We start from the raw sequence: 25975 nt of genomic DNA, 5'->3' as shown, positions 1-25975 counted from the left end.
CACGTCCGGCCACGGGCCGCACTCCTCTTCCGCCGCGCGGCGGGGAACCTCACCCGCACCCTGCGCCTTCAGGAGGACACCCCTGATACCCGGGGCCCACGCGGGCACGCAACGAATCGCCGCGCACGCCCGGTCACGCGCAACGGATCACGCAGCTGCCCGCAACGGTCGCGCCTTGTCCGGGCACAGCCGCCGACCGTACCGTCTTATCGACCCCGCCTTCCCCTTCGTACGCCCCGAGGTTCCGCCATGCCTGCGCTGCGCACCGCCCTGCTCCAGAGCTCCGGGCGGCCCGGATCCGTCGACGCGAACCTCGCGGCGCTCGACGAGGCCGCCGGACGCGCCGCCGCGGCGGGCGCCGGGCTGCTCATCGCGCCCGAGCTGTACCTCACGGGGTACGCGATCGGCGACGACATCGCCCGGCTCGCCGAGCCCGTCGACGGGGAGTCCGCGAAGGCCGTCGCCGAGATCGCGGCCCGCCACGCGGTCGGCGTCGCCTACGGCTACCCGGAGCGCGAGGGCGACCTCGTCTTCAACTCCGTCCAGCTGATCGGCCCGGACGGGGCCCGCCTCGCGAACTACCGCAAGACCCACCTCTTCGGCGGCTTCGAGCGCGACTCCTTCACCCCCGGCGAACAGACCGTCGTCCAGGCCGAGCTCGGCGGCGTCCGCGTCGGCCTGATGATCTGCTACGACGTGGAGTTCCCCGAGAACGTCCGCGCGCACGCCCTCGCGGGTACCGACCTGCTGGTCGTGCCGACCGCGCAGATGCATCCCTTCCAGTTCGTCGCCGAGTCCCTCGTACCGGTGCGCGCCTTCGAGAACCAGCTGTACGTCGCGTACGTCAACCGCGTCGGACCCGAGGGCGAGTTCGAGTTCGTCGGGCTCTCCACGCTGGTCGGCCCCGACGGCGTGTCGCGTGCCCGTGCCGGCCGCGGCGAGGAAATCGTCCTCGGCGACGTCGACCCGGAGTTCCTGAGGGCCTCCCGCGAGAACAACCCGTACCTGCGCGACCGCCGCCCCGGGCTGTACGCGTCCCTCGTCTGAGCCCCCCCCGCAGCCCCGCAGCCTTCTGCTCCAGTTCCCCCGCAAGGAGTCCGTACCCCATGACGTCCACTGTGCCCACGGCCATCCAGCACACCGACGCCCAGCCGCCGATCACCATGTTCGGTCCGGACTTCCCGTACGCCTACGACGACTTCCTCGCCCACCCCGCGGGCCTCGGCCAGATACCCGCGACCGAGCACGGCACCGAGGTCGCCGTCATCGGCGGCGGTCTCTCCGGCATCATCGCCGCGTACGAGCTGATGAAGATGGGCCTCAAGCCCGTCGTCTACGAAGCCGACCAGATCGGCGGCCGGCTGCGCACCGTCGGCTTCGAGGGCTGCGACGCCGACCTGACCGCCGAGATGGGTGCGATGCGCTTCCCGCCGTCGTCGACGGCGCTGCAGCACTACATCGACCTCGTGGGCCTGAAGACCAGCGCGTTCCCCAACCCGCTCGCCGAGTCGACCCCCTCCACCGTCGTGGACCTCAAGGGCGAGTCGCACTACGCCGAGACCGTCGAGGACCTGCCGCAGGTCTACCGCGACGTCGCGAAGGCGTGGAACGACTGCCTCGAAGAGGGCGCGGACTTCTCCGACATGAACCGCGCCCTGCGCGAGCGCGACGTGCCGAAGATCCGCGAGATCTGGTCGAAGCTCGTCGAGAAGCTCGACAACCAGACGTTCTACGGCTTCCTCTGCGAATCCGAGGCGTTCAAGTCCTTCCGGCACCGCGAGATCTTCGGCCAGGTCGGCTTCGGCACGGGCGGCTGGGACACCGACTTCCCGAACTCCATCCTGGAGATCCTGCGCGTCGTCTACACCGAGGCCGACGACCACCACCGCGGCATCGTCGGCGGCAGCCAGCAGCTGCCGCTGCGCCTGTGGGATCGCGAGCCGCAGAAGATCGTGCACTGGGAGCCGGGTACGTCCCTGTCCTCGCTGCACGAGGGCGGCGCGCCGAAGCCCGCCGTGACTCGTCTCAACCGCACCGCCGGGAACCGTGTGACGGTCACCGACGCGTCCGGCGACATCCGCACCTACCGGGCCGCGATCTTCACCGCCCAGTCGTGGCTGCTGCTCTCGAAGATCGAGTGCGACGACTCGCTCTTCCCCATCGACCACTGGACGGCGATGGAGCGGACCCACTACATGGAGTCCTCGAAGCTGTTTGTTCCGGTGGACCGGCCGTTCTGGCTCGACAAGGACGAGGAGACCGGCCGTGACGTCATGTCGATGACGCTCACCGACCGGATGACGCGTGGCACCTACCTGCTCGACGACGGGCCCGACAAGCCCGCCGTCATCTGCCTCTCCTACACCTGGTGCGACGACAGCCTGAAGTGGCTGCCGCTGTCGGCGAACGAGCGCATGGAGGTCATGCTCAAGTCGCTGGGCGAGATCTACCCGAAGGTCGACATCCGGAAGCACATCATCGGCAACCCGGTGACCGTGTCCTGGGAGAACGAGCCCTACTTCATGGGCGCGTTCAAGGCGAACCTGCCGGGTCACTACCGCTACCAGCGGCGGCTGTTCACGCACTTCATGCAGGAGTCGCTGCCCGAGGACAAGCGGGGGATCTTCCTCGCGGGCGACGACATCTCGTGGACGGCGGGGTGGGCCGAGGGGGCGGTGCAGACCGCTCTGAACGCGGTGTGGGGCGTCATGCATCACTTCGGCGGGGCGACGGACGCGACGAATCCCGGGCCGGGGGATGTGTACGAGGAGATTGCTCCCGTCGAGCTGCCGGAGGACTAGCAGCCTGGGCCTATACCCCCGCCGCCCGCGCCGCCCCGTACATTTCCGCCGCCACGTCCTTCAGCTCCTCCGCGTCCCTTGTGCTGCCCGCCAGTTCGATGAGGATCTCGTCCACCGCGCCTGTGGCAGCGTGTGCTTCCAGGTCTTCGACGATCTGGGCGACGTTGCCCTGGAAGGGGGCGCGGCGGGCGCCCTCGTACGGCTTGGGGGTGTAGCGGGTGTTGGCCCGCAGGACGGTCCGGACCGGGCGGGTTCGTCCGCGCTCGGCGGCCAGTTCCTTCAGGGACTGGGCCTGTTCGGCGAGCGCTTCGGCGCCCGCGGCGACCGGCATCCAGCCGTCCGCGCGGTCCACCAGCCTGCGCAGGGCGCGGGGGCTGTTGGCGGGCAGCAGGATCGGGATCGGCCGGGCGGGCTTGGGGCGCACGACGGACGACGTGATGGTGGTCAGCTCGCCCTCGTACGCCACCGGGTCGGGGCCCCACACCGCGTGGCAGACGTCCAGGAGCTCGTCCAGGACCCTGCCGCGCCGCTCGTAGGGTGCGACGGAAGCGGCCGCGTACTCGTCGCGGGACCAGCCCGTGCCGAAGCCCGCGACGACCCGGCCGCCGCTCGCCGCATCCAACGAGGCCAGTGAGCGGGCCAGTTGGAAGGGGATGTGGAGCGGGGCGACCAGCACGCTGGTGCCGAGGCGCGCCCGTTGCGTGGCCGCGGCGGCCAGCGTCAGGGTGACCAGGGGGTCGGCGACCGAGCGGTACGTGTCGGGCCAGGGGCGGCCCGGGATCCCGTACAGGCCCTCCGTGGCGGGCTCCGGGTAGAGGATGCGCTCGTAGACCCACAGGCTTTCGTATCCCATGTCCTCGGCGGCCCGTGCCACCGCGGGGACGTCGCGTCCGATCGCGTACTGACTGCCCTGCGGAAGGCCGAGTCCGAGAGGGGTCGCCATACCGGTGCTCCTTTGCGTCGGGTACGTCGAGAACGGTCGTTTCAACGTACAACGACCGCCGTCAGTCCGGCAGCGGCGTGAGCAGGATTCGGCCCACCAGACCCACCGCCCCGTCGAGCCGTTCCCCGAACTCCTCCGCCACGCACGGAAGTTCCCGCAGCGCCCACAGGGCCCGCCCCGACGCCCAGGCGCCGTCCCTGGCCCGCTCCAGGCTCCAGGAACCGGCGAGGTGCGTCAGCGGGTCGGCGACCTGGAGGAGGTCGGGGCCGGGCATCAGCTCCTCGCGGATGCGCTCCTCCAGGGAGACGAGTGAGTCGCCCACGCGGTCGAACTCGTCCTCCAGATCGGCCGGTTCGCACCCGAGCGCACGGCAGCTGTCCACGACGGCGAGCGCGAGGTCGTGCCCGATGTGTGCGTTGATGCCCGCGAGTGCGAACTGCAGGGGGTGGACGCCGGGGTGGCGCCGGTACTGGAACAGGGGGCGCCAGCAGGCGGGCGGGCGGCGACCATCGGCCGCCGCGTCGACGGCCGCGAGGTACCGCCCGGCGAAGCGGACGGCCAGGGTCGACGCCGCGTGTACGTCGGGGAACGCGCCCCCGCCGAGGTGCCGGGCGACCTCCTCGGTCACCGTGAGGTAGACACGGTTGAAGACGGCGACCCCGTCGCGCGGCGGCCAGTCGGCGCCGAGCGCCCGCATCCGCGCCAGCACGCCGTCGACGTCGTCGGCCCCGCGGGCCGGGGCCCTGAACTCTGCGAAACGCTCCACCTGCGCCATGGGGGCAGGGTCCCAGCCCCGGCCCGCCCCGGACGCCAGCGCACCGGACGCTTCCCCGAAACGAGGGAACGGACGGCGCGCGGGCCGGGCGGGGAGTGGACACACCCAACCACGCCCACCCCCACGTACGCCTACGAGCGGCCCAGGGACCCGTTCGGTTCCGCCGCCGCACCCCCGGCCGGGGCCCGGGGCGGGCGCCGTCCGTCGAGCCCGGCCGCCGTGCCTCCGACGAGCAGCGCCGTCGCCACCAGCGTCGCGCTGAGCCAGAGCGGTGAGCGGTAGCCGAGATCCGCGGAGATCGCGAGGCCGCCGAGCCATGGGCCGAGGGCCGCGCCCACGTTGAACGCGGCCGTCGCGAACCCGCCCGCCAGGTGGGGCGCGTCGGCCGCCGCGTACAGTGCCCGCGCGATCAGCGTGGAGCCGACCCCGAACGACAGTGCGCCCTGGACGAGGACCAGCACGACCACCGCCACCGGGTGCGCCGCCGTCACGGCGAACAGGACCCATCCGGCGAGCAGCGCGAGCGAGCCGAAGATGAGGACGGGCAGAGGGCTTACGTCTGCGACGCGTCCGGCCACCGTGACGCCCACGAAGGAGCCGACGCCGAACAGCGCGAGCATCGCGGGCACCCAGCCCGAGCCGAGACCGGTGACGTGGGTGACGACGGGGGAGAGGTAGGTGAACGTGCAGAACGTCGCGCCGTTGACCAGCGCGCCGAGCAGCAGTGTCACCAGGAGTCGCGGGCCGCGCAGCGCGCGCAGCTCCCCGAGCACACTGGTTTTCCCGGTCTCGGGTGCCCCCGCCGGTACCGCCCGCGCGATGGCGAGCACGGCGGGCAGCGAGAGCAGGGCCACCGCCCAGAACGCCGAGCGCCAGCCCCACGCCTCGCCGAGCAGCGCGCCCGCGGGCACGCCCGCCACACAGGCAACGGTCACGCCGCCGAGCAGCGCCGACGTGGCGCGCCCCTTGGCGTCGGGACCGACCATGCCCGTGGCGGTGACCAGCGCGACGGCGAGGAACCCGGCGTTGGCGAGGGCGCCCACGACGCGGGTCACGAGCAGCACGGCGAAGCTCGTCGTCAGCGCGCCGACGACATGGACGAGCAGGAAGGTGACGAGGAAGACCAGGAGCGCGCCGCGGCGGGAGAAGCGGCGGCTCAGGAGGGCCATGAGCGGCGCACCGACGATCATTCCCACGGCGAACGCCGAGGTCAGATGGCCCGCGGCCGGAACGGAGACGGACAGGTCGCGCGCGATGTCGGGGATCAGCCCCGACAGCATGAACTCCGAGGTTCCTTGCGCGAAAACGGCGAGCCCGAGGAGATACAGGGCAAAGGGCACAGCAGGACTCCGCAACCACGATGTGGATCGAAAGGATCAGGGCACGGGGCGGTGATCCGGTGGCGGCGGCGGCCCGGGGGCCGGCACGTCAGCGCTGTGGCGCGGGAAGCCACCGGACGACCGGTGGCGTGAGTCTGTCGGACTCGGGAGTGGACATGGTGCGCACCCTAATCAGGTGTGACGCACCACGTCCAACGGTTTCAGCCGCGGCGCTCGCGGTCCTCGCGGCCCTCTTCGTCGTACGTCGACGTGCCCGAATCCAGGAGCGGCTCCTGGGACTTGAGGTGGGCGGGCGCGAAGGCGCGCAGCACGTGGTAGCCCGTGATGACGACGATCGTGCCGAGCGCGATCCCGCTCAGCTGGAAGTTGTCGGTGAACTTCAGGGAGACGCCGCCGACGCCGATGATGATGCCCGCGGCGGCCGGCACGAGGTTCAGCGGATTGCGCAGGTCGACCTTGGCGTTGATCCAGATCTGGGCGCCGAGCAGGCCGATCATGCCGTACAGGATGACGGTGATGCCGCCGAGCACGCCGCCGGGGATCGCGGCCACGACCGCGCCGAACTTGGGGCAGAGGCCGAAGAGCAGGGCGAAGCAGGCCGCCGCCCAGTACGCGGCCGTGGAGTAGACGCGGGTCGCCGCCATCACGCCGATGTTCTCGGAGTACGTGGTGTTGGGCGGGCCGCCGACCGCGGTGGAGAGCACGGACGCGGCGCCGTCGGCGGAGATCGCCGTGCCGAGCTTGTCGTCGAGGTTGTCGCCGGTCATCTCGCCGACGGCCTTCACATGGCCCGCGTTCTCGGCGATCAGCGCGATGACGACGGGCAGCGCCACGAGGATCGCGGACCACTCGAAGCTCGGCGCGTGGAAGGAGGGCAGGCCGATCCAGTCGGCGTCGCCCACGGCGGACAGGTCGAGGCGCCAGTGGTCGACGACTTTGCCCGAGGCGTCCGCCGAGTGGATCTTGCCGAAGACCTGGTCGAAGACCCACGAGATGCCGTACCCGAAGATCAGGCCCAGGAAGATCGCGATGCGCGACCAGAAGCCGCGCAGGCACACCACGGCGAGGCCGGTGAACAGCATCACCAGGAGCGCCGTCCACTGGTCCTGCGGCCAGTACGTCGACGCCGTCACCGGCGCCAGGTTGAAGCCGATCAGCATGACGACCGCGCCGGTCACGATCGGCGGCATCGCGGCGTGGATGATCCGCGCGCCGAACTTCTGCACGGCCAGGCCCACCAGGAACAGCGCGGCGCCGACGACGAGGACCGCACCGGTCACCGTCGCGCTGGAGCCGCCCTGCGCGCGGATGACCGCGGCGACGCCGACGAAGGAGAGCGAACAGCCCAGATAGCTGGGCACCCGGCCGCGCGTGGCGAGCAGGAAGATGACGGTGGCGACACCCGACATCATGATCGCGAGGTTCGGGTCGAGGCCCATGAGCACGGGGGCCACGAACGACGCGCCGAACATCGCGACCACGTGCTGCGCGCCGAGCCCGAAGGTGCGCGGCCAGGAGAGCCGCTCGTCGGGACGGACGACGGCTCCGGGCGCGGGGGTGCGCCCGTCGCCGTGCAGCTTCCAGCGCACGCCGAGATCCATGGTGAGTCAGTCGCTTTCTGTCCGCCGAACCGGGCCCGGCCGGATGGCCGGAAATGATCGACGCCATGTTAATGCGACGTAAGTGCCGGTCCTCGCCTACGCGGGGTGTTCCGGGCGGGATCGGGACGTGTGCCCCCGAGGGTCAGGACCTCGGTCCGTGAGCCGCCGTGTCCGCGGGCGCCCCCTGCGCCGCCTTGCGGCCACCCGTGCGCAGGACGCCCGCGAAGACCGTGAGGCCGCAGGCGAGCAGGGTGACCAGGCCGAAGGAGGCCACGAGGCTCGTGGCCTCGGCGAGCGCGCCGATCGCGGAGGGGGCGATCAGGCTGGAGGTGTACGTGATGGTGGCGACGCCCGCGATGGCCTGGCTGGGGTTGGGGCCGCTGTGCCCGGCCGCGGCGAAGGCGAGCGGCACCACGACCGCGATGCCGAGGCCCAGCAGCGCGAACCCGCCCATGGCCATCACGGGATGCGTGGCGAGGACCACGAGGAGGCCGCCGGCCGCCGCGAGGACGCCACCGGCCCGCACCGTGCGCACCGCCCCGAACCGGTCGACCACCTTGTCGCCCGCGAGCCGTGCGACGGCCATGGTGAGCGTGAAGCCCGTGGTGGAGGCGGCGGCGACAGCGGCCGACGTGTCCAGGACGTCCCGCAGGTAGACCGCCGACCAGTCGAGGCTCGCGCCCTCCGCGAAGACCGCGCAGAAGCCGACGGCGCCGATGAGCAGCGCCGACTTGGGCGGCAGCGAGAACCGGGGCGGGGCCTCCTCCTCGGGTTCCGGTTGCAGGTCTAGGACGCCCTGGCAGGCGAGGAGGCCGAGCACGGTCAGGGTGGCGGAGGCCAGCACGTGGTGGAGGCGGGCGTCCGAGCCGAGGTGGGCGGCGACCGTGCCCGCCGCGGAGCCGATCAGGGCGCCGACGCTCCACATGCCGTGCAGGCCCGACATGATCGACTTCCGCATGCGGGCCTCGGTCTCGACGCCGATCGCGTTCATCGTCACGTCGGACATGCCGGAGGTCGCGCCGTAGACGAAGAGTGCCAGGCAGAGCGTGAGCAGGTTCGGCGCGAGCGCCGGCAGGATCAGCGCGAGCGTCCACATCACGAGGAGCCCGCGCAGGGCGTTGCGGGCCCCGAAGCGGTGGCTGATGCGGCTCGCGAGCGGCATGGCGACGGACGCGCCGATCGCGGGGAAGGCGAGTGCCAGGCCGAGCATGCCCGCGCTGACGTCCGCGTGGTCCTGGATCCAGGGCACCCGGGTCGCGAAGGACCCGGCGACCGCGCCGTGCACGCAGAAGACGGCCGCGACGGCGAGCCGCGCCCGCTTCAACCGCTGTTTGTCGTAGACCACTTCACTCATCCCGTACCGCCCTCCCGAGTACTGTCCCGATCCGGCGACGTAAACTATCAGGAACCCTGCCTGATAAATAGAAGATTCCTGTGGGAGGATCCGGCCATGCCTGTGTCGCCCGCCTCACCGAGTACCGCCCGAGCCATCAACGACCGGCTCGCGCTGGGGCTCCTGCAGAGCGAAGGGCCGCTCACCGCGAACCAGTTGAAGCAGCTCACGGGGTTGTCGCGGCCCTCGGTCGCCGATCTCGTCGAGCGGCTGCAGGGCTCCGGGCTCATCACGGTCGTCGGCGAGGCGGGTGCCCGGCGGCGCGGCCCGAATGCCCGTCTGTACGGCATAGTCGCCGACCGCGCCCACCTCGCCGCGCTCGACGTGCGCACCGAAAGCGTCTCCGTCGTCGTCACCGACCTGCTCGGCGCGGTGCTCGCCGAGGCGTCCGCGCCCATGGGCGGCAGTACGGACACCGGACCCGCCCTCGAACGCGCCCTCGCCCTCGTCGAGCGCACCGCCGCGGAGGGCGGTGTCCAGCGCCTGCACACCGTCGGTATCGGAGCCCCGGGCCTCATCGACCCGGCCACCGGCGACCTGCACGACACGTCCTCGCTGCCCGCCTGGCACCGCCGCCTCGCGGGCGCCCTCCACGAGCGGCTCGGCGCCCGCGTCCTCGTGGAGAACGAGACCAACCTCGCGGCCCGCGCCGAACGCAGGGACGGCGCCGCGCACGACCGGGACACGTTCGTGCTGCTCTGGCTCGGCGACGGCGTCGGCGCCGCCGTCGTGCTCGACGGCGTGCTGCGCAGGGGAGCCTCGGGCGGCACCGGCGAGATCGGCTTCCTGCCGGTGCCGGGCACGAGCACGCTGCCTTCGGCCACCAGCTGCGAGGGCGGCTTCCACTCGCTGGCCTGCGCGGCGGCCCTGCGTGAACTCGGCGCGGAGCACGGCATCCTGGAGCCCGGCATGTCCGGCGCCGACGTGGTGCGGCGCGCCGTCGAGACCGGCGAGGACGCCTTCCTGGACGCCGTCGCCGACCGGGTGGCCGTCGGCGCGGCGGCGATGGTCGCGATCCTCGACCCGGGCTGTGTGGTCCTCGGCGGCGAGGTGGGCCGCGCGGGCGGCGCCGAACTCGCCGCCCGCGTCACGGACCGCGTCACGGCCATGTCGCCCCTGCGCACGGAGGTGCGGGCCGGCACGCTGGGCGGGGCCGCGGTGCTGCGCGGGGCGCTGCTCGCGGCGCGGGACGCGGCCCAGGACGAGCTGTTCGGACCACGCGCGGGTCACTGAGAACGGGGGCTGCGACAAGGCTCTGCAGCCTGTGTCACGACCCCGGCCGGGCAGTCGCCGCCTGGCACGCACCGGACGACGCCCGCTGGTCCGACCGGGGTGGTGACCCGGGATCTGAGAGCCTGTCTTTGAACCCCCGCCTGCGCCCCGACGCCCGGCACGCACGCTCGGCGCGCGGCGTCCCAGGACAGGTGGCTCCGCCACATGACCTGGGACGCCGCACACCGATCGCACGCACCGACCGCCGCTGCGCCCGCGCTCCGCGCGAACGACGGGGGTTCAAAGACAGGCTCTGAGCCCCCGCGGCGCCGCCTCACGGGGCCGCGCGCCCCGACCGGACCGCCAGGTATTCCTCGAACGTCCGCTTGCCCACGGCCCGGTCCGGCGTCAGATGGCCGCCCGCCCGTGCCGCGCGGTACGTGCGGCCCGCGAGCGGCACCGGCAGCACCCGGCGCCGCTTCCCGCTCGCCCGCAGATAGGCGCGGGCCAGGTCGGGGAAGGTGCGGACCTCGGGCCCTCCCATGTCGTCGACCCGCCCCGCGGGAGGCGCCGCCGCCAGCTCCGCGAGCCGGTCCGCGACCTCGCCGACCTCGATCGGCTGGTCGCTGACGCCGCCGGGCAGCAGCATGACGGGGAGCCTCGCCGAGGCCTCCAGGATCCGCAGCACCAGGTCGTGGAACTGGGTGGTCCGCAGCACCGTCCAGCCGAGCCCGGACTCGGCGATGAGCCGCTCCACCGCGAGCTTCGACTTGTAGTAGCCGAGCGGCACCCGGTCGATGCCGACGATCGAGATGTAGACCAGATGGGCGACGCCGGCCTTCCGGGCCGCCGCGATCAGGTTCCGGGCGGCGCGCTCGTCACCGCCGCGCACCGTGGTCGCGCAGTGCACGACGACGTCCACGCCCGTGACGGCCGCGTCCAGACCCGTGCCCTCGCGCAGGTCGACGGCGTACGGCTGAGTGTGCCGGCTGAGCACCCGCACCTCGTGGCCGTCCGCGCGCAGCCGCTCCGTGACGAGGCGGCCGAGGGTTCCCGTGCCACCGGTCACCAGGATCGTGCTCATCACAGGGCTCCTTCCGTCATGCCGCGGCCAACTGGCGTTCCACGAACGCGAGCTTGTCCGGATTGACGACCGACCGTACCCCGGTCACCACCCCGTCGCCCCCTTCGAAGGAGGCGACGGCCGTCAGATGTCCCGCCGCCCGCATGACCATCGCGGGCGCGCCGTTGACCTCGGCGTACGAGACCTCCGCGGACCCGAACTTCGCCATGATGTCCGCCAGGAACCGCAGGACGTTGTCGCGCCCGAGGATCGGTGCGGTCGCCGCCGCGACCTTGCCGCCGCCGTCGCCCCACCACGTGACGTCCCTGGCCAGTATCTTCTCCAGGCCGACGACATCGCCGTCGCGGGCCGCGGCGACGAACGACTCGACGAACCGCTGCCGCAGCTCGTGCCCCGGCGCGAACCGGGGCCGCGCGTCGGCGACCGCCCGGGCCGCCCTGCGGTACAGCTGGCGGCAGCCCGCCTCGCTCGCGTCGAGCACGCCCGCGATCTCCCGGTGGCTGTACGAGAAGGCCTCCCGCAGCACGTAGACCGCGCGCTCCCTGGGCGTCAGCCGTTCCAGGAGGACGAGCAGGGCCATCGAGACCGCCTCCCGCTGCTCCGCGGACTCCAGCGGCCCCAGCGTGCCGCCGGAAGTGATGACGGGCTCGGGCAGCCAGGTGCCCACGTACTGCTCACGGCGGGCGCGGGCCGAGGTCAGCCGGTTCAGGCAGAGGTTCGTGACGGTCTTGGCCAGCCAGGCGGCGGGCTGTTCGATGTCCTCGCGCCGCGTGCCGTTCCACCGCAGATACGCGTCCTGAACGGCGTCCTCCGCCTCCTGCGCGGAGCCGAGTATCCGGTAGGCCAGGCCGAACATCCGGGGGCGGTGTGACTCGAACTCCTCGGCCAGTGCCGTTGCAGTGCTCACGCCCATAGGGTGCCAAATCCCACGGGCGTGAGCACTGCGGACAGTCAGCAGGCGCCGAGATCCTGCCAAACACCCCATTGGCCGCCGGCGCCGGGCTCATCGCCCTTCGTCCACCACTTGGCCTTCCACGTGTGGGACTTGTGGGACACGGTGGACCCGCTGCCGTACTCGGTGCCCGAACCCCACGCGGGCGCGGTGCACTTGCCCGGCGTCGGCGGGTCGGTCGGGCCCGGCGGGTCGGTCGGGCCCGTGCCGCCGCCCGGCTCGACGAGCGTGGTGCCGCGCGCCAGGTCACCGGCGAGGGCGTACGTCGTGCCGCTGATGTTCACCGTCCAGTTCCACGGCGTGGACGTCGGCAGGTAGTAGTTGAAGGAGAGGTCCACGGAGGCGCCGGGCGCGAGGGACTGCCAGGCCGGGAGCTTCAGCGAGACCCGGTGGAAGTCGCCCTTCAGGCCGCCGACGTTGCTTCCCGTGTGGTCGCTGCTGATCACCTTCGTACCGAAACCGGACTGGTCGGAGGCGTTGCCGGGAGCGGCGGTGGAGTAGTCGAACTGGAACTCGGTGCCGCCGGGCAGCGCCGTCTTCGTGTTGTTGGTGATCTTCACCTTGGGCGTGATCGGGTAGTTGGAGTCGCCCAGTTTGAAGTCGCCGAACTCCACGCCGATGTCGACGGCCTTGGTGGGCAGCTCCTTGTTCGAGACCTTCGCGCCGTACGGCGTCGCGTTCTTGAACTTGTCGTGCATCAGGGAGGTGAGCGTGTCGCCCATCTCGTACTGGCCCTTGGTGGCGTTCCAGCGGTAGTCGCCCGCCATCTCCCAGATCATCGTGCCGCCGATGCCCCGGTCGACCACGTAGTCGGCCTTCTTCGCCACCGACTCCTCGTCCTCCGTGGACAGGAAGACCTTCTTGTCCGCGTTCCACAGCCACGGCGCGACGAGCGTGGAGCTGTACTTGCGGGCGTAGGTGCCGGTCAGCTTGGTGTCCGCGGGGAAGCCGTACTTGGTGACGTAGTCGCCGACGATCCCCTTCTCCAGGTTCTTGGCGTGCCACATCGGGTTGGAGCCCGCCGGGGACTCTTTGCCGTTGTCGTCCTTGTCGTGCCAGAGGTTGTCGATGCCGACCGCGCCGTCACCGCACTTGGTCAGTCCTGAGCCCGCCGGGCAGCTGGTCGCGGCCGCCTTGCCCCACAGGCCGTCGGTGCCGCCCTGCACGTTCTTGAAGCCGCGGGTGTAGTACGGCAGGCCGATGTTGATGCGGCCCGCCGGCATCGAGCCGCGGAAGTAGTGGTAGGCCCAGTCGGTGTTCAGATAGCCGATGCCGCCGTACTGGGAGCTGCCGTAGACGTTGGCGGCCGCCAGTTCTGCGTCCTTGCCGTCGTCGAAGAGCGAGGCGTTGGGGCCCACGTACTCGTTCCAGGCGCCGTGCAGGTCGTACGACATGATGTTGACGTAGTCCAGGTACTTCTGGACCTGGAAGGTCTCCATGCCGCGCAGCAGATAGCCGGAGGAGGGGGCCGCCACCGTCAGCATGTAGTGCTTGCCGTCGGCCGCGCCCGCCTTGTCCAGCTTCTGGCGCAGGGACTTCATGAGCGCCGCGTAGCCCTTGACGAGGCCGCCGCGGCGGGCGTTGGAGATCGAGTAGTCGAGCGGGTTGCCCGCGTCCTTCATCGTGGTCGGGTACTCGTAGTCGATGTCGACGCCGTTGAATCCGTACTTCTTGATGAAGGCGACCGCCGAGTCGGCGAACGTGTCGATGCCCGCCTGGTTGACGGAGCCGTCCGCGTTGGTGGCCATCGAGTAGAAGCCGCCGGAGTTGACGCGCTTGCCGTCGTCACCGAAGTAGCCGCCGGTCTCGGCCCAGCCGCCGACCGAGATCAGCGTCTTGACGTCCGGGTGCTGCTTCTTGAACTTGGTGAGCTGGTTGAAGTGACCCTTGTAGGGCAGCGCCGGATCCATCTCGGCGCCCGCGACGCCGGGCCACGTCATGCCGGTGGCGGCGTTCGTCCCGCTGTCGGAGCCGACGGAGAGCTTGTTGTCCTTGTCGACGTGCGCGAAGGCGTAGTTGATGTGGGTGATCTTGTCCCACGGGATGTCCTTGGCGAGGTAGGCGGGCTCGCCGTTCTTGCCGGTGCGCCAGCCGGTGAAGTAGCCGATGGTGCGGCGCTTGTGGTCGGCGCCCATCTTCTCGCGGCCGTCGCTGTCGTAGACGGAGCAGTAGGGGACGTTCACCCCGGGCGTCTGGTAGAGGCCGTCGGGGCGACAGGACGCGTCGTCGGCTGCGGCGGCCGGGGCGGCGCCGCCGGAGACCAGACTGAGCAGCAGTCCGGCGACGGCCGCGCCGGACGCGAGCAGCGTGGGTCTCGCGCGGTAGAGGGACGGCAAGGGAGCCTCCTGGGCAGGTGCGGAACACGAGCGGGGCGTGACACGGAACGAGCGGGGCGGAACAGCACAACTGGCACAGATGTGGATCGTTCTGGGGCCCCGGGCGTGCACGCCGTCGGCTCCGGCTCCTCGGAGGTGACGGTGAGATTAAGAGGACTAGACCAGTGCGTCAATAGGTCTGGACCAAGTTGGTTGAATGTGATGTTGAATGGTCATTCTGTGAGCCAGCCCACATACGTTCACTCGTATGGGCCACATCCGGTCATGGCACACTGGCCTCGTACCAGAAGCAGCGCACTCCGGGGTCGGTGTAATTCCGAACCGGCGGTTACAGTCCGCGACCCGGTCACCTCCAGTGACCGGTTGACCAGGTGAAATTCCTGGACCGACGGTGAAAGTCCGGATGGGAGGCAGTGCGCGGCGGGCGGGCATCCGTGCACGCCGCCGTAGTGGCTCGTTCCTGGCCTCGGCCCGGAACGGTCTCCGGATCTCCGGGGACAGGTGTCATCCGGCGCAGGCGTTGCCACAGGTGTATTCGTCCGTACGTTCTGTCGTCATCGACAGCGCCCCGGAGTCCGTGCCCGAAGAGGCAGGAGGACCCGGTGGCCACCGCCGTAGCCGAAGCAGCCGCCATGCGGCGCGCCATCACGCTGGCCGCCCGCGGCCTCGGCTCCACCAGCCCCAACCCCGTCGTCGGCTGCGTCGTCCTCGACGCCGCGGGCGAGAGCGTCGGCGAGGGCTGGCACCAGCGCGCCGGCGGCCCCCACGCCGAGGTCCACGCCCTGCGCGCGGCCGGCGAACGGGCCCGCGGCGGCACCGCCCTCGTCACCCTCGAACCCTGCAACCACACCGGCCGCACGGGACCGTGCGCACAGGCCCTCATCGACGCGGGCGTCACCCGTGTCGTCTACGCGGTCGGCGACCCGAACCCGGCCGCGACCGGCGGCGCGCACACCCTGCGCGCGGCCGGAATCGCCGTCGAACAGGGCCTGTTGGAGGCCGAGGCCGCCGAGGTGAACGCCGCCTGGCTCACCTCCGTCCGGCTCGGCCGCCCGCACGTCACCTGGAAGTACGCCGCCACGTTGGACGGCCGCATCGCCGCCGCCGACGGCACGAGCCGCTGGATCACCTCGGCCGAGTCCCGCGCCGACGTGCACCGGCTGCGCGCCGAGTGCGACGCCGTCGTCGTCGGCTCCGGCACCCAGCGCGCCGACGACCCCCACCTCGCCGTACGCGGCGTCGAAGGTGTCGTACAGCCGCTGCGCGTCGTCGTCGACACCCACGGCACCGCCGTCACGCCGGGCGCCCGCGTCCTCGACGACGCGGCACCCACCCTGATCGCCGTCGCCGAGGACAGCACCCCCGCCCACGACGGCGAGACCGTGCGGCTCCCGCGCGCGGAAAGCGGGTTGGACATCCGAACCCTCCTCGACGTGCTCCACGCGCGTGGCGTGCGATCCGTCCTCCTCGAAGGCGGACCGACCCTCGCCGGCGCCTTCGTCGCCGCCGGCTGCGTCGACCGCGTCGTCGGCTACCTCGCCCCCGTCCTCCTCGGCGCGGGCCCCGCAGCCCTGGACGGCGGCGGAATCACGACCATCACCAAAGCGTTGCGGCTCGACGTGAGCGAGACCGTCCGCATCGGCCCCGACCTGCGCATCACCGCGACCCTCGTAGCGAAGGAGCACTGAAGTGTTCACCGGAATCGTCGAAGAGCTGGGCGAGATCACCGCCGTCGAGAACCTCCCCGACGCCTCTCGCTTCCGCCTGCGCGGCCCCGTCGTCACCGAGGGCGCCAAGCACGGCGACTCCATCGCGGTCAACGGCGTCTGTCTGACGGTCGTGGAGCACGAGGGCGACGAGTTCACCGCCGACGTGATGGCCGAGACCCTGAACCGCTCCAGCCTCGGGGCGCTCGCGGTCGGCTCCCGCGTCAACCTGGAGCGCCCCACTTCGGTCGGCGCCCGTCTCGGCGGACACATCGTGCAGGGCCACGTCGACGGCACCGGCGAGATCGTCGAGCGCAAGCCGTCCGACAACTGGGAGATCGTCAAGGTCTCGCTCCCCGCCGCTCTCTCCCGCTACGTGGTGGAGAAGGGCTCCATCACCGTCGACGGCGTCAGCCTCACAGTGGTCGACGCGGGCCCCGACTTCTTCACCATCAGCCTCATCCCCACCACCCTCGCGCTGACCACGCTCGGCATCAAACAGCCCGGCGACCCGGTCAACCTCGAGGTCGACGTCATCGCCAAGTACGTCGAGCGCCTGCTCGGCGACCGCGCACACCAGCAGGGGGCCGCACAGTGAACTGGCTCAACTCCGAAGCCTTCGCGGCCTTCGACCAGCACATCCTCTGGTCCGACATGATCGGCAACACCGTCGGCCTCATAGCCCTCGCGCTCGGCTGGCGGCGCTCGATCTGGACCTGGCCCGCCCAGTTCCTGTCCGGCGTCATCCTCGTCGCCGCGTACGCCTCCGCGCACCTCTCCGGCGGCGTCGGCAAGCAGCTCCTCGTCATCGGCGTCGCGCTGTGGGGCTGGCGGCAGTGGACGCGCGGCAGGCAGCAGGCGCAGGACGGCTCCATCGCCATCCGCTTCGCCACCTGGAAGGAGCGGGGCGTCCTCGTCGCGGGCACCGCGGTCGGCACCCTCGCCGTCGGCGCCCTGTTCAGCGCCGTCCCCGACCTGTCCTGGAACCCCTGGCCCGACGCGTACATCTTCGTCGGCACCCTCGCCGCGATGGTCGCCCAGGCCCGCGGACTCGTCGAGTTCTGGTTCGCCTGGCTGCTCGTCGACGTGGTCGGCGTGCCGCTCGCCTTCAGCAGCGGCCTCGCCTTCTCCGGACTCGTGTACGTCGTCTACCTCGCCCTCGTCCTCTGGGGCCTGCGCGACTGGTGGCTGCGCTCCCGCACCGCCGCCTCGCAGCCCGTCATGGAAGGAGCCCCGGCATGACTGTGGCACCCGTCTGGCACGGCACCGCCAGCGAAGAAGACACCCTCGACCTCTCCCTCGACCCCGTCGAGCAGGCCATCCGCGACATCGCCGCGGGCCGCCCCGTCGTGGTCGTCGACGACGAGGACCGCGAGAACGAGGGCGACCTCGTCGTAGCCGCCGAGAAGGCGACCCCCGAGATCGTCGCGTTCATGATGAGCGAGTGCCGCGGCCTGATCTGCGCGCCCATGGAGGCCGATGAGCTCGACCGGCTCCGGCTCCCGCAGATGGTCGAGCACAACACCGAGTCGATGAGCACCGCCTTCACCGTCTCCGTCGACGCGTCCGCCGCACACGGCGTCAGCACCGGCATCTCCGCCGACGACCGCGCCACCACGCTCCGGCTCCTCGCGGGCGGCGCGGCCACCGCCGACGACTTCGTGCGCCCCGGCCACATCTTCCCGCTGCGCGCCAAGCCCGGCGGCGTCCTCACCCGCGACGGCCACACCGAGGCCGCCGTCGACCTCGCCCGGCTCGCCGGACTGCGCCCCGCGGGCGCCATCGTGGAGATCGCCGGCGAGGACGGCAAGATGCTGCGCCTGCCCGAACTGATCCCGTTCGCCCGCAAGCACGGCCTGACGATCATCTCCATCGAGGACCTCATCGCCTACCGCCGCTCCGCGGAGCCCACCGTCCGCCGCGAGGCCGAGGTCAGCCTGCCCACCGCCTTCGGCGAGTTCACGGCGCACGGCTACCGCTCCATCGTCGACGGCGTCGAGCACGTCGCCCTCGTCCACGGCGACCTCGGCGACGGCGAGGACGTCCTGGTGCGCCTGCACTCCGAGTGCCTCACCGGCGACGTCTTCCACTCCCTGCGCTGCGACTGCGGCCCGCAGCTGGAGGCGTCCATGCGGCGCATCACCGACGAGGGCCGCGGCGTCGTCGTCTACCTGCGCGGCCACGAGGGCCGCGGCATCGGCCTGCTCTCCAAGCTGCGCGCGTATGCCCTCCAGGAGCAGGGCAGCGACACCCTCGACGCCAACCTGGAGCTCGGCCTGCCCGCCGACGCCCGGGACTACGGCGCGGGCGCGCAGATCCTGCGCGACCTCGGCGTCCGCGGTGTCCGTCTGATGACCAACAACCCCGACAAGACCGACGCGGTCCTGCGGCACGGCCTGAAGGTCACCGGGCGCGAGCCCATGCCCGTCGAGGCCGGCGAACACAATCTTCGGTACCTGCGCACGAAGCGGGACCGGATGGGGCACGACCTGCCCTGGCTGGACGCCACCGACGTGTCCGCCTGCGGCAACCAGTAAGAGCCTGTGTCATGACCCCGGTCGGATCAGTGGGCGTCGTCTGGTGCGTGCGATCGCAAGGCGCCGGAGCGTCCTGGTAGCGGAGCTACCTGGGCGTTTCGGCAACGCGGCGAGCGTGCGTGCCAGGCGGCGACCACCCGGGCGGGGTCATGACACAGGCTCCAAGTCGAGAACACCTTGAGGAGAAGCACGTGAGCGGCAAGGGTGCACCCGAACTGAGTGTGAAGAACTGCGGCGACCTGCGGGTCGCGGTCATCGCGGCGCAGTGGCACGACAAGGTCATGGACGGCCTCGTCGACGGCGCCCTGCGCGCCCTGACCGAGCTCGGCATCAGCGAGCCGACCGTGCTGCGCGTCCCCGGCAGCTTCGAGCTGCCCGTCGTCGCCAAGGTCCTCGCCGGACGCGGATACGACGCGATCGTCGCGCTCGGCGTCGTCATCCGCGGCGGCACCCCGCACTTCGAGTACGTGTGCCAGGGCGTCACCCAGGGCCTCGTCCAGGTCTCCGTCGACACCGGCGTCCCGATCGGCTTCGGCGTGCTGACCTGCGACACGGAGGAGCAGGCGCTGGACCGCGCGGGCATCGAGGGATCCAGCGAGGACAAGGGCCACGAAGCGGTCACCGCGGCGGTCGCCACCGCGACCACGCTCCGTACCGTCTCCGAACCCTGGCGCTGAGGGGGACCGCCCGGCCGCGTAGAGTGGCGACCATCATGTCCAAGAAGACTTTCGAGGAGCTCTTCGCCGAGCTCCAGCACAAGGCCGCCAACGGCGACCCCGCGACCTCCCGCACCGCCGAGCTGGTCGACAAGGGCGTCCATGCCATCGGCAAGAAGGTCGTCGAGGAGGCCGCCGAGGTGTGGATGGCCGCCGAGCACGAGGGCAAGGAAGCCGCCGCCGAGGAGATCTCGCAGCTCCTGTACCACGTACAGGTGATGATGGTCGCCCGCGGCATCTCCCTCGACGACGTCTACGCCCACCTCTGAGCCGCACGCTCAACTCGTTCCCGTAACCCCTCCAGTTAAGGAAGCTGACCTCATGCTGCGCATCGCCGTCCCCAACAAGGGTTCACTGTCCGGACCTGCGTCGGCGATGCTCCATGAGGCCGGCTACCAGCAGCGCAAGGAGTCGAAGGAGCTCGTCCTCGTCGACCCCGACAACGAGGTCGAGTTCTTCTACCTGCGGCCCAAGGACATCGCGATCTACGTCGCGACCGGCAGGCTCGACATCGGCATCACCGGTGAGGACCTGCTGATCGACTCCGGCGCCGACGCCGAGGCGATCCTGCCGCTCGGCTTCGCCCGCTCCACCTTCCGCTTCGCCGCGAAGCCCGGCACGGCCGACGACATCCAGGACCTCGCGGGCAAGACCGTCGCGACGTCCTATGAGGGCATCGTCGCCAAGCACCTCGCCGAGCAGGGCGTCCAGGCCTCCGTCGTGCACCTGGACGGCGCCGTCGAGACCGCCATCGAGCTGGGCGTCGCCCAGGTCATCGCGGACGTCGTCGAGACCGGCACCTCCCTGCGCAACGCCGGCCTGGAGGTCTTCGGCGACCCCATCATGAAGTCCGAGGCCGTCGTCATCCGACGCACCGGCGCCGAGACCGACAACCCGAAGGTGCAGCAGTTCCTGCGCCGCCTCCAGGGCGTCCTCGTCGCCAGGTCGTACGTGATGATGGACTACGACTGCCGCGCCGAGCACCTGGAGCAGGCCGTCGCCCTCACCCCGGGCCTCGAGTCGCCGACGATCTCCCCGCTGCACAACGAGGGCTGGGTCGCCGTCCGCTCGATGGTCCCCGCCAAGGAGGCCCAGCGGATCATGGACGACCTGTACGCCATCGGCGCGCGGGCCATCCTGACCACGGCCATCCACGCCTGCCGCCTCTGACCGGCCCCGACCCGGCAGGAGCACCCGCCGCATGACCGAGAACCCCGCCGTCCCCGCCCTCCCCGTCACCTTCCGGCCGACGCGGACCCGGGCCGTCCTGCTCACCGCGGGCGTCGCGATCTTCGTGGTCATCACGGCCATCGCGTTCCTGCTGCCCGCGCTCAGCCCGGGGGAGCGGACCAGCTTCGTCTTCACCGGCGCGCTGCTCTGCGGCGTGCTCGTGCTGCTCAGCAGGCCCAAGGTCGTCGCCGACGAGTCCGGCGTCACCGTCGTCAACATCGCGACCAGCCGCCGCCTCGCCTGGGCCGAGATCGTGCAGGTCAACCTGCGTCCCGGCGACCCCTGGGTGTTCCTGAACCTCAGCGACGGCACCAGCCTGCCCGCCCTGGGCATCCAGCCGGGCATCGCCAAGCAGCAGGCGATCGGCGACGCCCGCGCCCTGCGTGCCCTCGCGGACGCCCGCGCGACTGGACGTTCCGCGCCCGGTCTTGATTAATCTGGTGGCGGGGCGCACATGGAGTGCCCGCCCCGCCCCTGACGGGCCCGCCCGGCTCCCAGGGGCTCCTGCTACCCGAGGAGTGACTCCCTCCGGCGATGGACGGATCGTCCTGTAGTACCTGCGCCGCCCCCTCCCGACATACCGGGACCGGTACGACCGGAGAGGCGGCGGCATGACAGTGCCCCTGCTGCTTCTCGGGGCGGCATTCCTGCTGATTCTCGCCAACGGCTTCTTCGTGGCGGCCGAGTTCGGCCTCGTCACCGTCGAGCGGCCGGACGCGGAGAAGGCCGCGGCGGACGGCGACCGAAGGGCCCGTACGGTCGTCGACGCCCTCAAGGAGCTGTCCTTCCAGCTCTCCGGCACCCAGCTCGGCATCACCATCACCTCGCTCGTCGTCGGCATGCTCGCCGAACCGGCCCTCGCGCACCTGCTCGCGGGCCCGTTCACGGCCGTCGGCGTGCCCGAGGGAGCCGTCGGCGGTGTCTCCGTGGTGGTCGGCATGCTGCTCGCGTCCGCCGTGCAGATGGTGGTCGGCGAGCTCGTGCCCAAGAACTGGGCCGTGTCGCGGCCGCTGCAGGTCGCGCGGTTCGTCGCGGGCCCGCAGCACGTGTTCGCGCGGCTCTTCCGGCCCGTGATCGCCCTCCTGAACGCCGTGGCCAACCGTCTGGTGCGCACGCTCGGCGTCGAGCCCGCCGAGGAGCTGGCCTCGGCCCGCACCCCCGGCGAACTGGTCTCCCTGGCCCGGCATTCGGCCCAGGCCGGTGCCCTGGAACAGGACACCGCCGACCTGTTCGTGCGCACGCTCTCCCTCGCGGAGCTGACCGCGCAGCACGTCATGACGCCGCGCGTGAAGGTCAGCGCGCTGCAGTCGTCGGCGACCGCCGAGGACGTCGTGAACCTGACCCGCGCCACGGGTCTGTCCCGCTTCCCCGTCTACACCGAGCGGATCGACGAAGTCGTCGGCATGGTCCACCTCAAGGACGCCCTCGCGGTGCCCGCCCACGCACGCCTCAGGACCCCCGTGGGCCGTATCGCGAAGTCCCCGCTGCTCGTCCCGGAGACGCTGCCCGTGCAGCCCCTCCTGGAGCGGCTGCGCAGCGAGCAGCCCATCGCCGTCGTCGTCGACGAGTACGGCGGCACGGCGGGCGTCGTCACCCTGGAGGACATCGTCGAGGAGCTCGTCGGCGAGGTCCGCGACGAGCACGACCACTTCGACCTGCCCGAGCTCTGCCCGGCGCCCGCCGAGGACGGCAGGGCGGCGTGGGACGCCGACGGCAGCTGCCGCGTCGACACGCTCCGGCGCATCGGCCTCGACGTGCCCGAGGGCCCGTACGAAACGGTGGCCGGACTCGTCGCCGACCTGCTCGGCCGCATCCCGGCCCCCGGCGACCGGGCCGAACTCCCGGGCCTGCGGCTCTCGGTGCGCCAGGTCGGGCACTACCGCGCGGAGCGGGTGCGGATCGTACGCACCCAGGAGGCACTCGCCGTCATGGAAGCCGCGGAGGCACTCCGATGAGCCTGCTGCAACTCCTCTTCGCTCTTCTCCTCGTGCTCGCCAACGGCTTCTTCGTGGGGGCCGAGTTCGCACTCGTGTCCGTGCGCCGCAGCCAGATCGAGCCTTTGGACACCAAGCGGTCCCGCCAGGTCCTCTACGGCCTGGAGCACCTGCCGCAGATGATGGCGGCCGCCCAGTTCGGCATCACCGTCTGCTCGCTGACGCTCGGCGCGGTCGCCGAGCCGACCGTGGCCCACCTCCTGGAGCCGGTCTTCGAGGCGGTCCACCTGCCCGAGGGCATGATCCACCCCCTCGGCTACGTGATCGCGCTCGCCGTCGTCGTCTTCCTCCACCTCGTCATCGGCGAGATGGTCCCGAAGAACCTGGCGATGGCGGCGCCCGAGAAGACCGCCCTCTGGTTCAGCCCCGGCCTGGTCGCCTTCGCGCGGCTGTGCCGGCCGGTGACCGCGGCGCTCGGCGCATGCGCGCGGGTCGTGCTCCGGCTCTTCGGGGTGGAGCCCAAGGACGAGGTCGAGGCGGTGTTCACCAGCGTGCAGCTGGGCCGCCTCGTCGAGGACTCCGGCCAGGCCGGACTGCTCGACCCCGTCGAGCAGGAGCGCCTTGAGGACGCCCTGGAGCTGGGTTCGCGCCCGGTCACCGACGTCCTGCTCGACCCGGTCTCGCTGATCACCGTCGGCCCCTCGGTCACCCCCGCCGGGGTCATCGAGCTCACCGGCCGCACCGGCTACTCCCGCTTCCCCGTCCGCGCGGAGAACGGCGCGTTCATGGGGTACCTCCACGTCAAGGACGTACTGGACCTGGAGGAGACCGAGCGGGCCGTGCCGCAGCAGGTGTGGCGCCCGATGACCACGCTGGGCGCCGAGCTCCCGCTGGACGACGCCCTCACCGTGATGCGACGCGCCGCGACGCATCTGGCGCAGGTCGCCGACGCGTCGGGGAAGGTCCTCGGCCTGGTGGCCCTGGAGGACGTCCTAGAACTCCTGGTGGGGGAGGTCCGCGACCCGACGCACCGGGTCACGGTGCCGAGGACCCCGCCGGAGGGCTCCAGGGAGTCCGCGCTGGCCGTCGTCCGCGCGAGCTGAGCGCGGCCAGGACCCCCGGGGCCGTCAGATCCCCGGGGTGTCCTGCGGCCCGCGGCCCGAGAGCACTTCGCCGTACGCCTGCATCAGGTCGGGCAGCCGGAGGGTCGACAGGTCGTCGCGGCCCGGTTCGCCGGGGTAGCCGGAGAGCCGCAGGTCGCGGTAGGCGCAGCTCTTCTCGTACAGCGTGCGCAGGAAGCGGCCGTTGCCGAGCTCGTCGATCCAGGACTGGTCGACGACGTGCCCGGCGATGGACCGCAGCTCTTCGAGCGCCTCCTCGTCCCACACGTCGCCGTTGTCCGCCGCGAGGACCTCGCCGATGGCGGTGAGTTCGAGCGGGCGGTACGAGGGGAAGTCGACGCGCGTCGTGAAGCGGGAGGACAGACCCGGGTTGGCCGCGAGGAGGCGGTCCATGCCCTCGGGGTACCCGGCGAGGATCACGACGAGGTGGTCGCGGTTGTCCTCGGCGCGCTTGAGGAGGACCTGCAGGGCCTCGTCGCCGTACGCGTCGCCCTTGCCGTAGCCGGAGTTGGAGAGCGAGTACGCCTCGTCGACGAAGAGGACCCCGCCGATCGCCGAGTCGATCAGTTCGTTGGCCTTCACGGCGGTCTGGCCCAGGTACTCACCGACGAGGTCGGCGCGCTGCGCCTCCACGAGGTGGTCGCCGCCGAGCAGGCCGAGGGCGTAGAAGACCCGGCCAAGGATGCGGGCCACGGTGGTCTTGCCGGTGCCCGACGGGCCGGAGAAGACGAAGTGTCGTTTCGGCGGCTGCACCGGGAGGCCCTGTGCCGCCCGCAGACGGGCCATGTTCAGCTGCGCCGAGAGCGCCTTGACCTGCCGTTTCACCGGCTCCATGCCGACCATGCCCTCCAGCTCGGAGAGCGCGGCCTCCAGGAGCGCGGGGTCGGTGGGGCCCGGGGGCAGCTGCGGCGGGCCTGCCTTGATCGGGATGATCGCCTTCTCGCGGACGGCCTCGGGGTCGGGAGGCACCGCGGACCCGGAGGGCCCCTGGACGCCCGTGGGGCCACTGGTGCCCGGCGGACCCGGGGGAGCGCCGGGGCCGTTGGGGGCCGAAGGGCCGCCGTTCGAGGGGAGCTCGGGACCGGTGACCTTCACGTCGCGTCCCTCGGGGCCGAACAGGACGTCGATGCCGTCGGGCCCCTCCAGCACGTCCTGGCCCGCCCCGGTGAGGCTGATCGCGGCGGCGAGGTCGGCGGCCTCGTCGTACCCGTCGCCCTCGGAGATCGCGGCGAGCCGCGCGGAGGTGTCCATGAAGGAGGCGTCGACCCGGTGCACCGCGCGGTACAGCGGCAGGGCCGCGGCCGAGCGGCCCGTGCCCTCGTGCGCGCGGGCCAGCCAGTAGCGCAGCTCCTTGCGCTGCGGCTGTTCGCTGCGGCAGCGCATGAGGGCGGCGGACAGCAGCGGTTCGGCCTGGCCGTACGTCTCCAGGCGGACGCGCGCCATGCCGCCGAAGAGCCCCGCCTCGATGCCCAGCATCGGGTCGTCGATCAGCGGGTCCGTGTGCCGCACCAGCTGCTCCCAGTCCTTGACCAGGTAGGCGCGGCAGGCGTGCAGGAAGCGCACCTGCGGGTCCGCGTCGACCGGCGGCAGCCCCGCCAACGCCCGGTCGAGCTCCGGGACATGGCGGCCGTCGAGCCAGTGCGAGGCGTGCGCGAGCAGCAGGTCGCGGGTGCTCTCCAGGACGGGCTGCACCCACCAGCCCAGCCAGTACCAGGAGTTGAGGGCGCGGCCGTGCCGGGTGCGCTGTTCACCGAACCGGTCCCTGTGCTGGAACATCCGCAGCAGCGCCGTCGTCGTGTCGATGCGCAGCGCGTGCAGCCCGAGCCAGCCGTCGGCCATCCCGGGATCCATCCGCACCGCCGTCCGGAACTCGTCCTCCGCCTGCGGATAGGCGCCCATCGTGTAGGCGTCGACGCCCCTCAGCCAGGCGAGGTCGGCCGGGGCGGGTGAGCCCACCGCGTCGAAGTCCATCAGGTCCCCCACAAACCGTGCCCCCGTTTGCGTACCGCCGGACCGGTGCCCGCCGGCGACTGCGCTGAACCATCGTGCTGCGGACGGCAGTTGTTCCGGTGCGCAGAGCACTCGTCCGAAAAAGCGCACCGAGATGCATCGTACCTGCGGGGGAGCGGTCGGCCGTAGGGTGCCGCACCGGACGATCGGCCGGAAAGCGACCCCGCAGGTTCCGCCCGGCGGTCACCGACGGTGAGCGAATGGGGGCGCGCAGCGGCCGGAATTCGGGCCCGGAAGGCAGAACGAAGCCCCCGATCACGGGGGAACAACCGGGGGCTTCGCGT

Annotated in this window: 22 protein-coding genes and 1 riboswitch; of the genes, 13 read left to right on the top strand and 9 right to left on the bottom strand. The window is 71.7% G+C overall.

Going from position 1 to position 25975, the window contains the following annotated elements; genetic code table 11:
- Positions 1 to 258 precede the first annotated feature (258 nt).
- Both DEJ49_RS05150 and DEJ49_RS05145 read left to right on the top strand, forming a co-directional pair.
- On the top strand, positions 259 to 1047 hold the full coding sequence (locus DEJ49_RS05150; protein WP_150188058.1) for a carbon-nitrogen hydrolase family protein: 789 nt from the start codon (positions 259 to 261) through the stop codon (positions 1045 to 1047).
- Between the two features lie 59 nt (positions 1048 to 1106).
- On the top strand, positions 1107 to 2801 hold the full coding sequence (locus tag DEJ49_RS05145) for a flavin monoamine oxidase family protein (protein WP_150182787.1): 1695 nt from the start codon (positions 1107 to 1109) through the stop codon (positions 2799 to 2801).
- Positions 2802 to 2811: 10 nt separating this feature from the next.
- Here the strand turns inward: DEJ49_RS05145 and DEJ49_RS05140 are convergent, their stop codons facing one another.
- From DEJ49_RS05140 to DEJ49_RS05120, 5 genes are all read right to left on the bottom strand, one after another.
- Positions 2812 to 3744: an LLM class F420-dependent oxidoreductase gene (locus DEJ49_RS05140; protein WP_150182785.1), complete on the bottom strand. Its 933-nt coding sequence runs from the start codon at positions 3742 to 3744 to the stop codon at positions 2812 to 2814.
- 61 nt (positions 3745 to 3805) lie between these two features.
- Positions 3806 to 4519: a DUF5995 family protein gene (locus DEJ49_RS05135; RefSeq protein WP_150182783.1), complete on the bottom strand. Its 714-nt coding sequence runs from the start codon at positions 4517 to 4519 to the stop codon at positions 3806 to 3808.
- 131 nt (positions 4520 to 4650) lie between these two features.
- Positions 4651 to 5859, bottom strand: a complete 1209-nt coding sequence (locus DEJ49_RS05130; protein ID WP_150182781.1) for a Cmx/CmrA family chloramphenicol efflux MFS transporter — start codon at positions 5857 to 5859, stop codon at positions 4651 to 4653.
- 200 nt (positions 5860 to 6059) lie between these two features.
- A complete protein-coding gene (locus DEJ49_RS05125; RefSeq protein WP_150182779.1) occupies positions 6060 to 7460 on the bottom strand; it encodes a uracil-xanthine permease family protein in 1401 nt (466 codons plus the stop codon).
- A gap of 142 nt (positions 7461 to 7602) precedes the next feature.
- Positions 7603 to 8814: an MFS transporter gene (locus DEJ49_RS05120; RefSeq protein ID WP_150182777.1), complete on the bottom strand. Its 1212-nt coding sequence runs from the start codon at positions 8812 to 8814 to the stop codon at positions 7603 to 7605.
- Between the two features lie 96 nt (positions 8815 to 8910).
- On the opposite strand from DEJ49_RS05120, the gene DEJ49_RS05115 reads away from it, so the two are divergent.
- The gene (locus DEJ49_RS05115; protein WP_150182775.1) at positions 8911 to 10086 is read left to right on the top strand and encodes an ROK family transcriptional regulator; all 1176 of its coding nucleotides are present in this window, start codon (positions 8911 to 8913) and stop codon (positions 10084 to 10086) included.
- Positions 10087 to 10399: 313 nt separating this feature from the next.
- Here DEJ49_RS05115 and DEJ49_RS05110 read toward each other — a convergent pair whose 3' ends face one another.
- Genes DEJ49_RS05110 through DEJ49_RS05100 form a run of 3 tightly spaced genes read right to left on the bottom strand, consistent with a single transcriptional unit; the run spans position 10400 to position 14437 of the window.
- Positions 10400 to 11149: an SDR family oxidoreductase gene (locus tag DEJ49_RS05110; protein WP_150182773.1), complete on the bottom strand. Its 750-nt coding sequence runs from the start codon at positions 11147 to 11149 to the stop codon at positions 10400 to 10402.
- A 16-nt stretch (positions 11150 to 11165) separates the two neighbouring features.
- Positions 11166 to 12062 carry an RNA polymerase sigma-70 factor gene (locus DEJ49_RS05105; RefSeq protein ID WP_150182772.1) on the bottom strand — a complete coding sequence of 299 codons (897 nt, stop codon included), beginning with the start codon at positions 12060 to 12062 and terminating at the stop codon, positions 11166 to 11168.
- Positions 12063 to 12100: 38 nt separating this feature from the next.
- Positions 12101 to 14437, bottom strand: coding sequence for a chitinase C-terminal domain-containing protein (locus tag DEJ49_RS05100; protein ID WP_150182770.1), 2337 nt, complete (start codon positions 14435 to 14437; stop codon positions 12101 to 12103).
- 290 nt (positions 14438 to 14727) lie between these two features.
- Positions 14728 to 14858, top strand: a riboswitch (FMN riboswitch).
- A 211-nt stretch (positions 14859 to 15069) separates the two neighbouring features.
- Between DEJ49_RS05100 and ribD the strand changes: the two genes are divergently transcribed.
- From ribD to DEJ49_RS05050, 10 genes are all read left to right on the top strand, one after another.
- Positions 15070 to 16125, top strand: coding sequence for a bifunctional diaminohydroxyphosphoribosylaminopyrimidine deaminase/5-amino-6-(5-phosphoribosylamino)uracil reductase RibD (ribD, locus tag DEJ49_RS05095; protein ID WP_150188057.1), 1056 nt, complete (start codon positions 15070 to 15072; stop codon positions 16123 to 16125).
- Position 16126: 1 nt separating this feature from the next.
- Positions 16127 to 16741, top strand: a complete 615-nt coding sequence (locus DEJ49_RS05090; protein WP_150182768.1) for a riboflavin synthase — start codon at positions 16127 to 16129, stop codon at positions 16739 to 16741.
- Positions 16742 to 16797: 56 nt separating this feature from the next.
- Positions 16798 to 17385, top strand: coding sequence for a nicotinamide riboside transporter PnuC (locus tag DEJ49_RS05085; protein ID WP_150188056.1), 588 nt, complete (start codon positions 16798 to 16800; stop codon positions 17383 to 17385).
- Positions 17382 to 18680 (top strand): bifunctional 3,4-dihydroxy-2-butanone-4-phosphate synthase/GTP cyclohydrolase II, encoded by a 1299-nt coding sequence (locus tag DEJ49_RS05080; protein WP_150182766.1) that lies wholly within the window; start codon positions 17382 to 17384, stop codon positions 18678 to 18680. Before DEJ49_RS05085 ends, DEJ49_RS05080 begins: the two co-directional genes overlap by 4 nt.
- Before the next feature lie 191 nt (positions 18681 to 18871).
- Positions 18872 to 19357, top strand: a complete 486-nt coding sequence (gene ribH, locus DEJ49_RS05075; RefSeq protein ID WP_150182764.1) for a 6,7-dimethyl-8-ribityllumazine synthase — start codon at positions 18872 to 18874, stop codon at positions 19355 to 19357.
- Positions 19358 to 19392: 35 nt separating this feature from the next.
- Positions 19393 to 19665 (top strand): phosphoribosyl-ATP diphosphatase, encoded by a 273-nt coding sequence (locus DEJ49_RS05070; protein ID WP_135330016.1) that lies wholly within the window; start codon positions 19393 to 19395, stop codon positions 19663 to 19665.
- A gap of 52 nt (positions 19666 to 19717) precedes the next feature.
- A complete protein-coding gene (gene hisG / locus DEJ49_RS05065) occupies positions 19718 to 20566 on the top strand; it encodes an ATP phosphoribosyltransferase (protein ID WP_150182762.1) in 849 nt (282 codons plus the stop codon).
- Between the two features lie 31 nt (positions 20567 to 20597).
- Complete coding sequence (locus DEJ49_RS05060) at positions 20598 to 21062, top strand: PH domain-containing protein (protein ID WP_150182760.1); 465 nt, start codon at positions 20598 to 20600, stop codon at positions 21060 to 21062.
- A gap of 175 nt (positions 21063 to 21237) precedes the next feature.
- Complete coding sequence (locus DEJ49_RS05055; RefSeq protein WP_150182758.1) at positions 21238 to 22581, top strand: hemolysin family protein; 1344 nt, start codon at positions 21238 to 21240, stop codon at positions 22579 to 22581.
- Positions 22578 to 23663 (top strand): hemolysin family protein, encoded by a 1086-nt coding sequence (locus DEJ49_RS05050; protein WP_150182756.1) that lies wholly within the window; start codon positions 22578 to 22580, stop codon positions 23661 to 23663. Before DEJ49_RS05055 ends, DEJ49_RS05050 begins: the two co-directional genes overlap by 4 nt.
- A 24-nt stretch (positions 23664 to 23687) precedes the next feature.
- Here DEJ49_RS05050 and DEJ49_RS05045 read toward each other — a convergent pair whose 3' ends face one another.
- Complete coding sequence (locus DEJ49_RS05045) at positions 23688 to 25652, bottom strand: AAA family ATPase (RefSeq protein ID WP_150182754.1); 1965 nt, start codon at positions 25650 to 25652, stop codon at positions 23688 to 23690.
- Positions 25653 to 25975 lie beyond the last annotated feature (323 nt).

Source organism: Streptomyces venezuelae, assembly GCF_008642335.1.
GTDB lineage: Bacteria > Actinomycetota > Actinomycetes > Streptomycetales > Streptomycetaceae > Streptomyces > Streptomyces venezuelae_F.
Note: the sequence above shows the minus strand (reverse complement) of the source record. Positions and strands in the feature narration are given on the sequence as shown.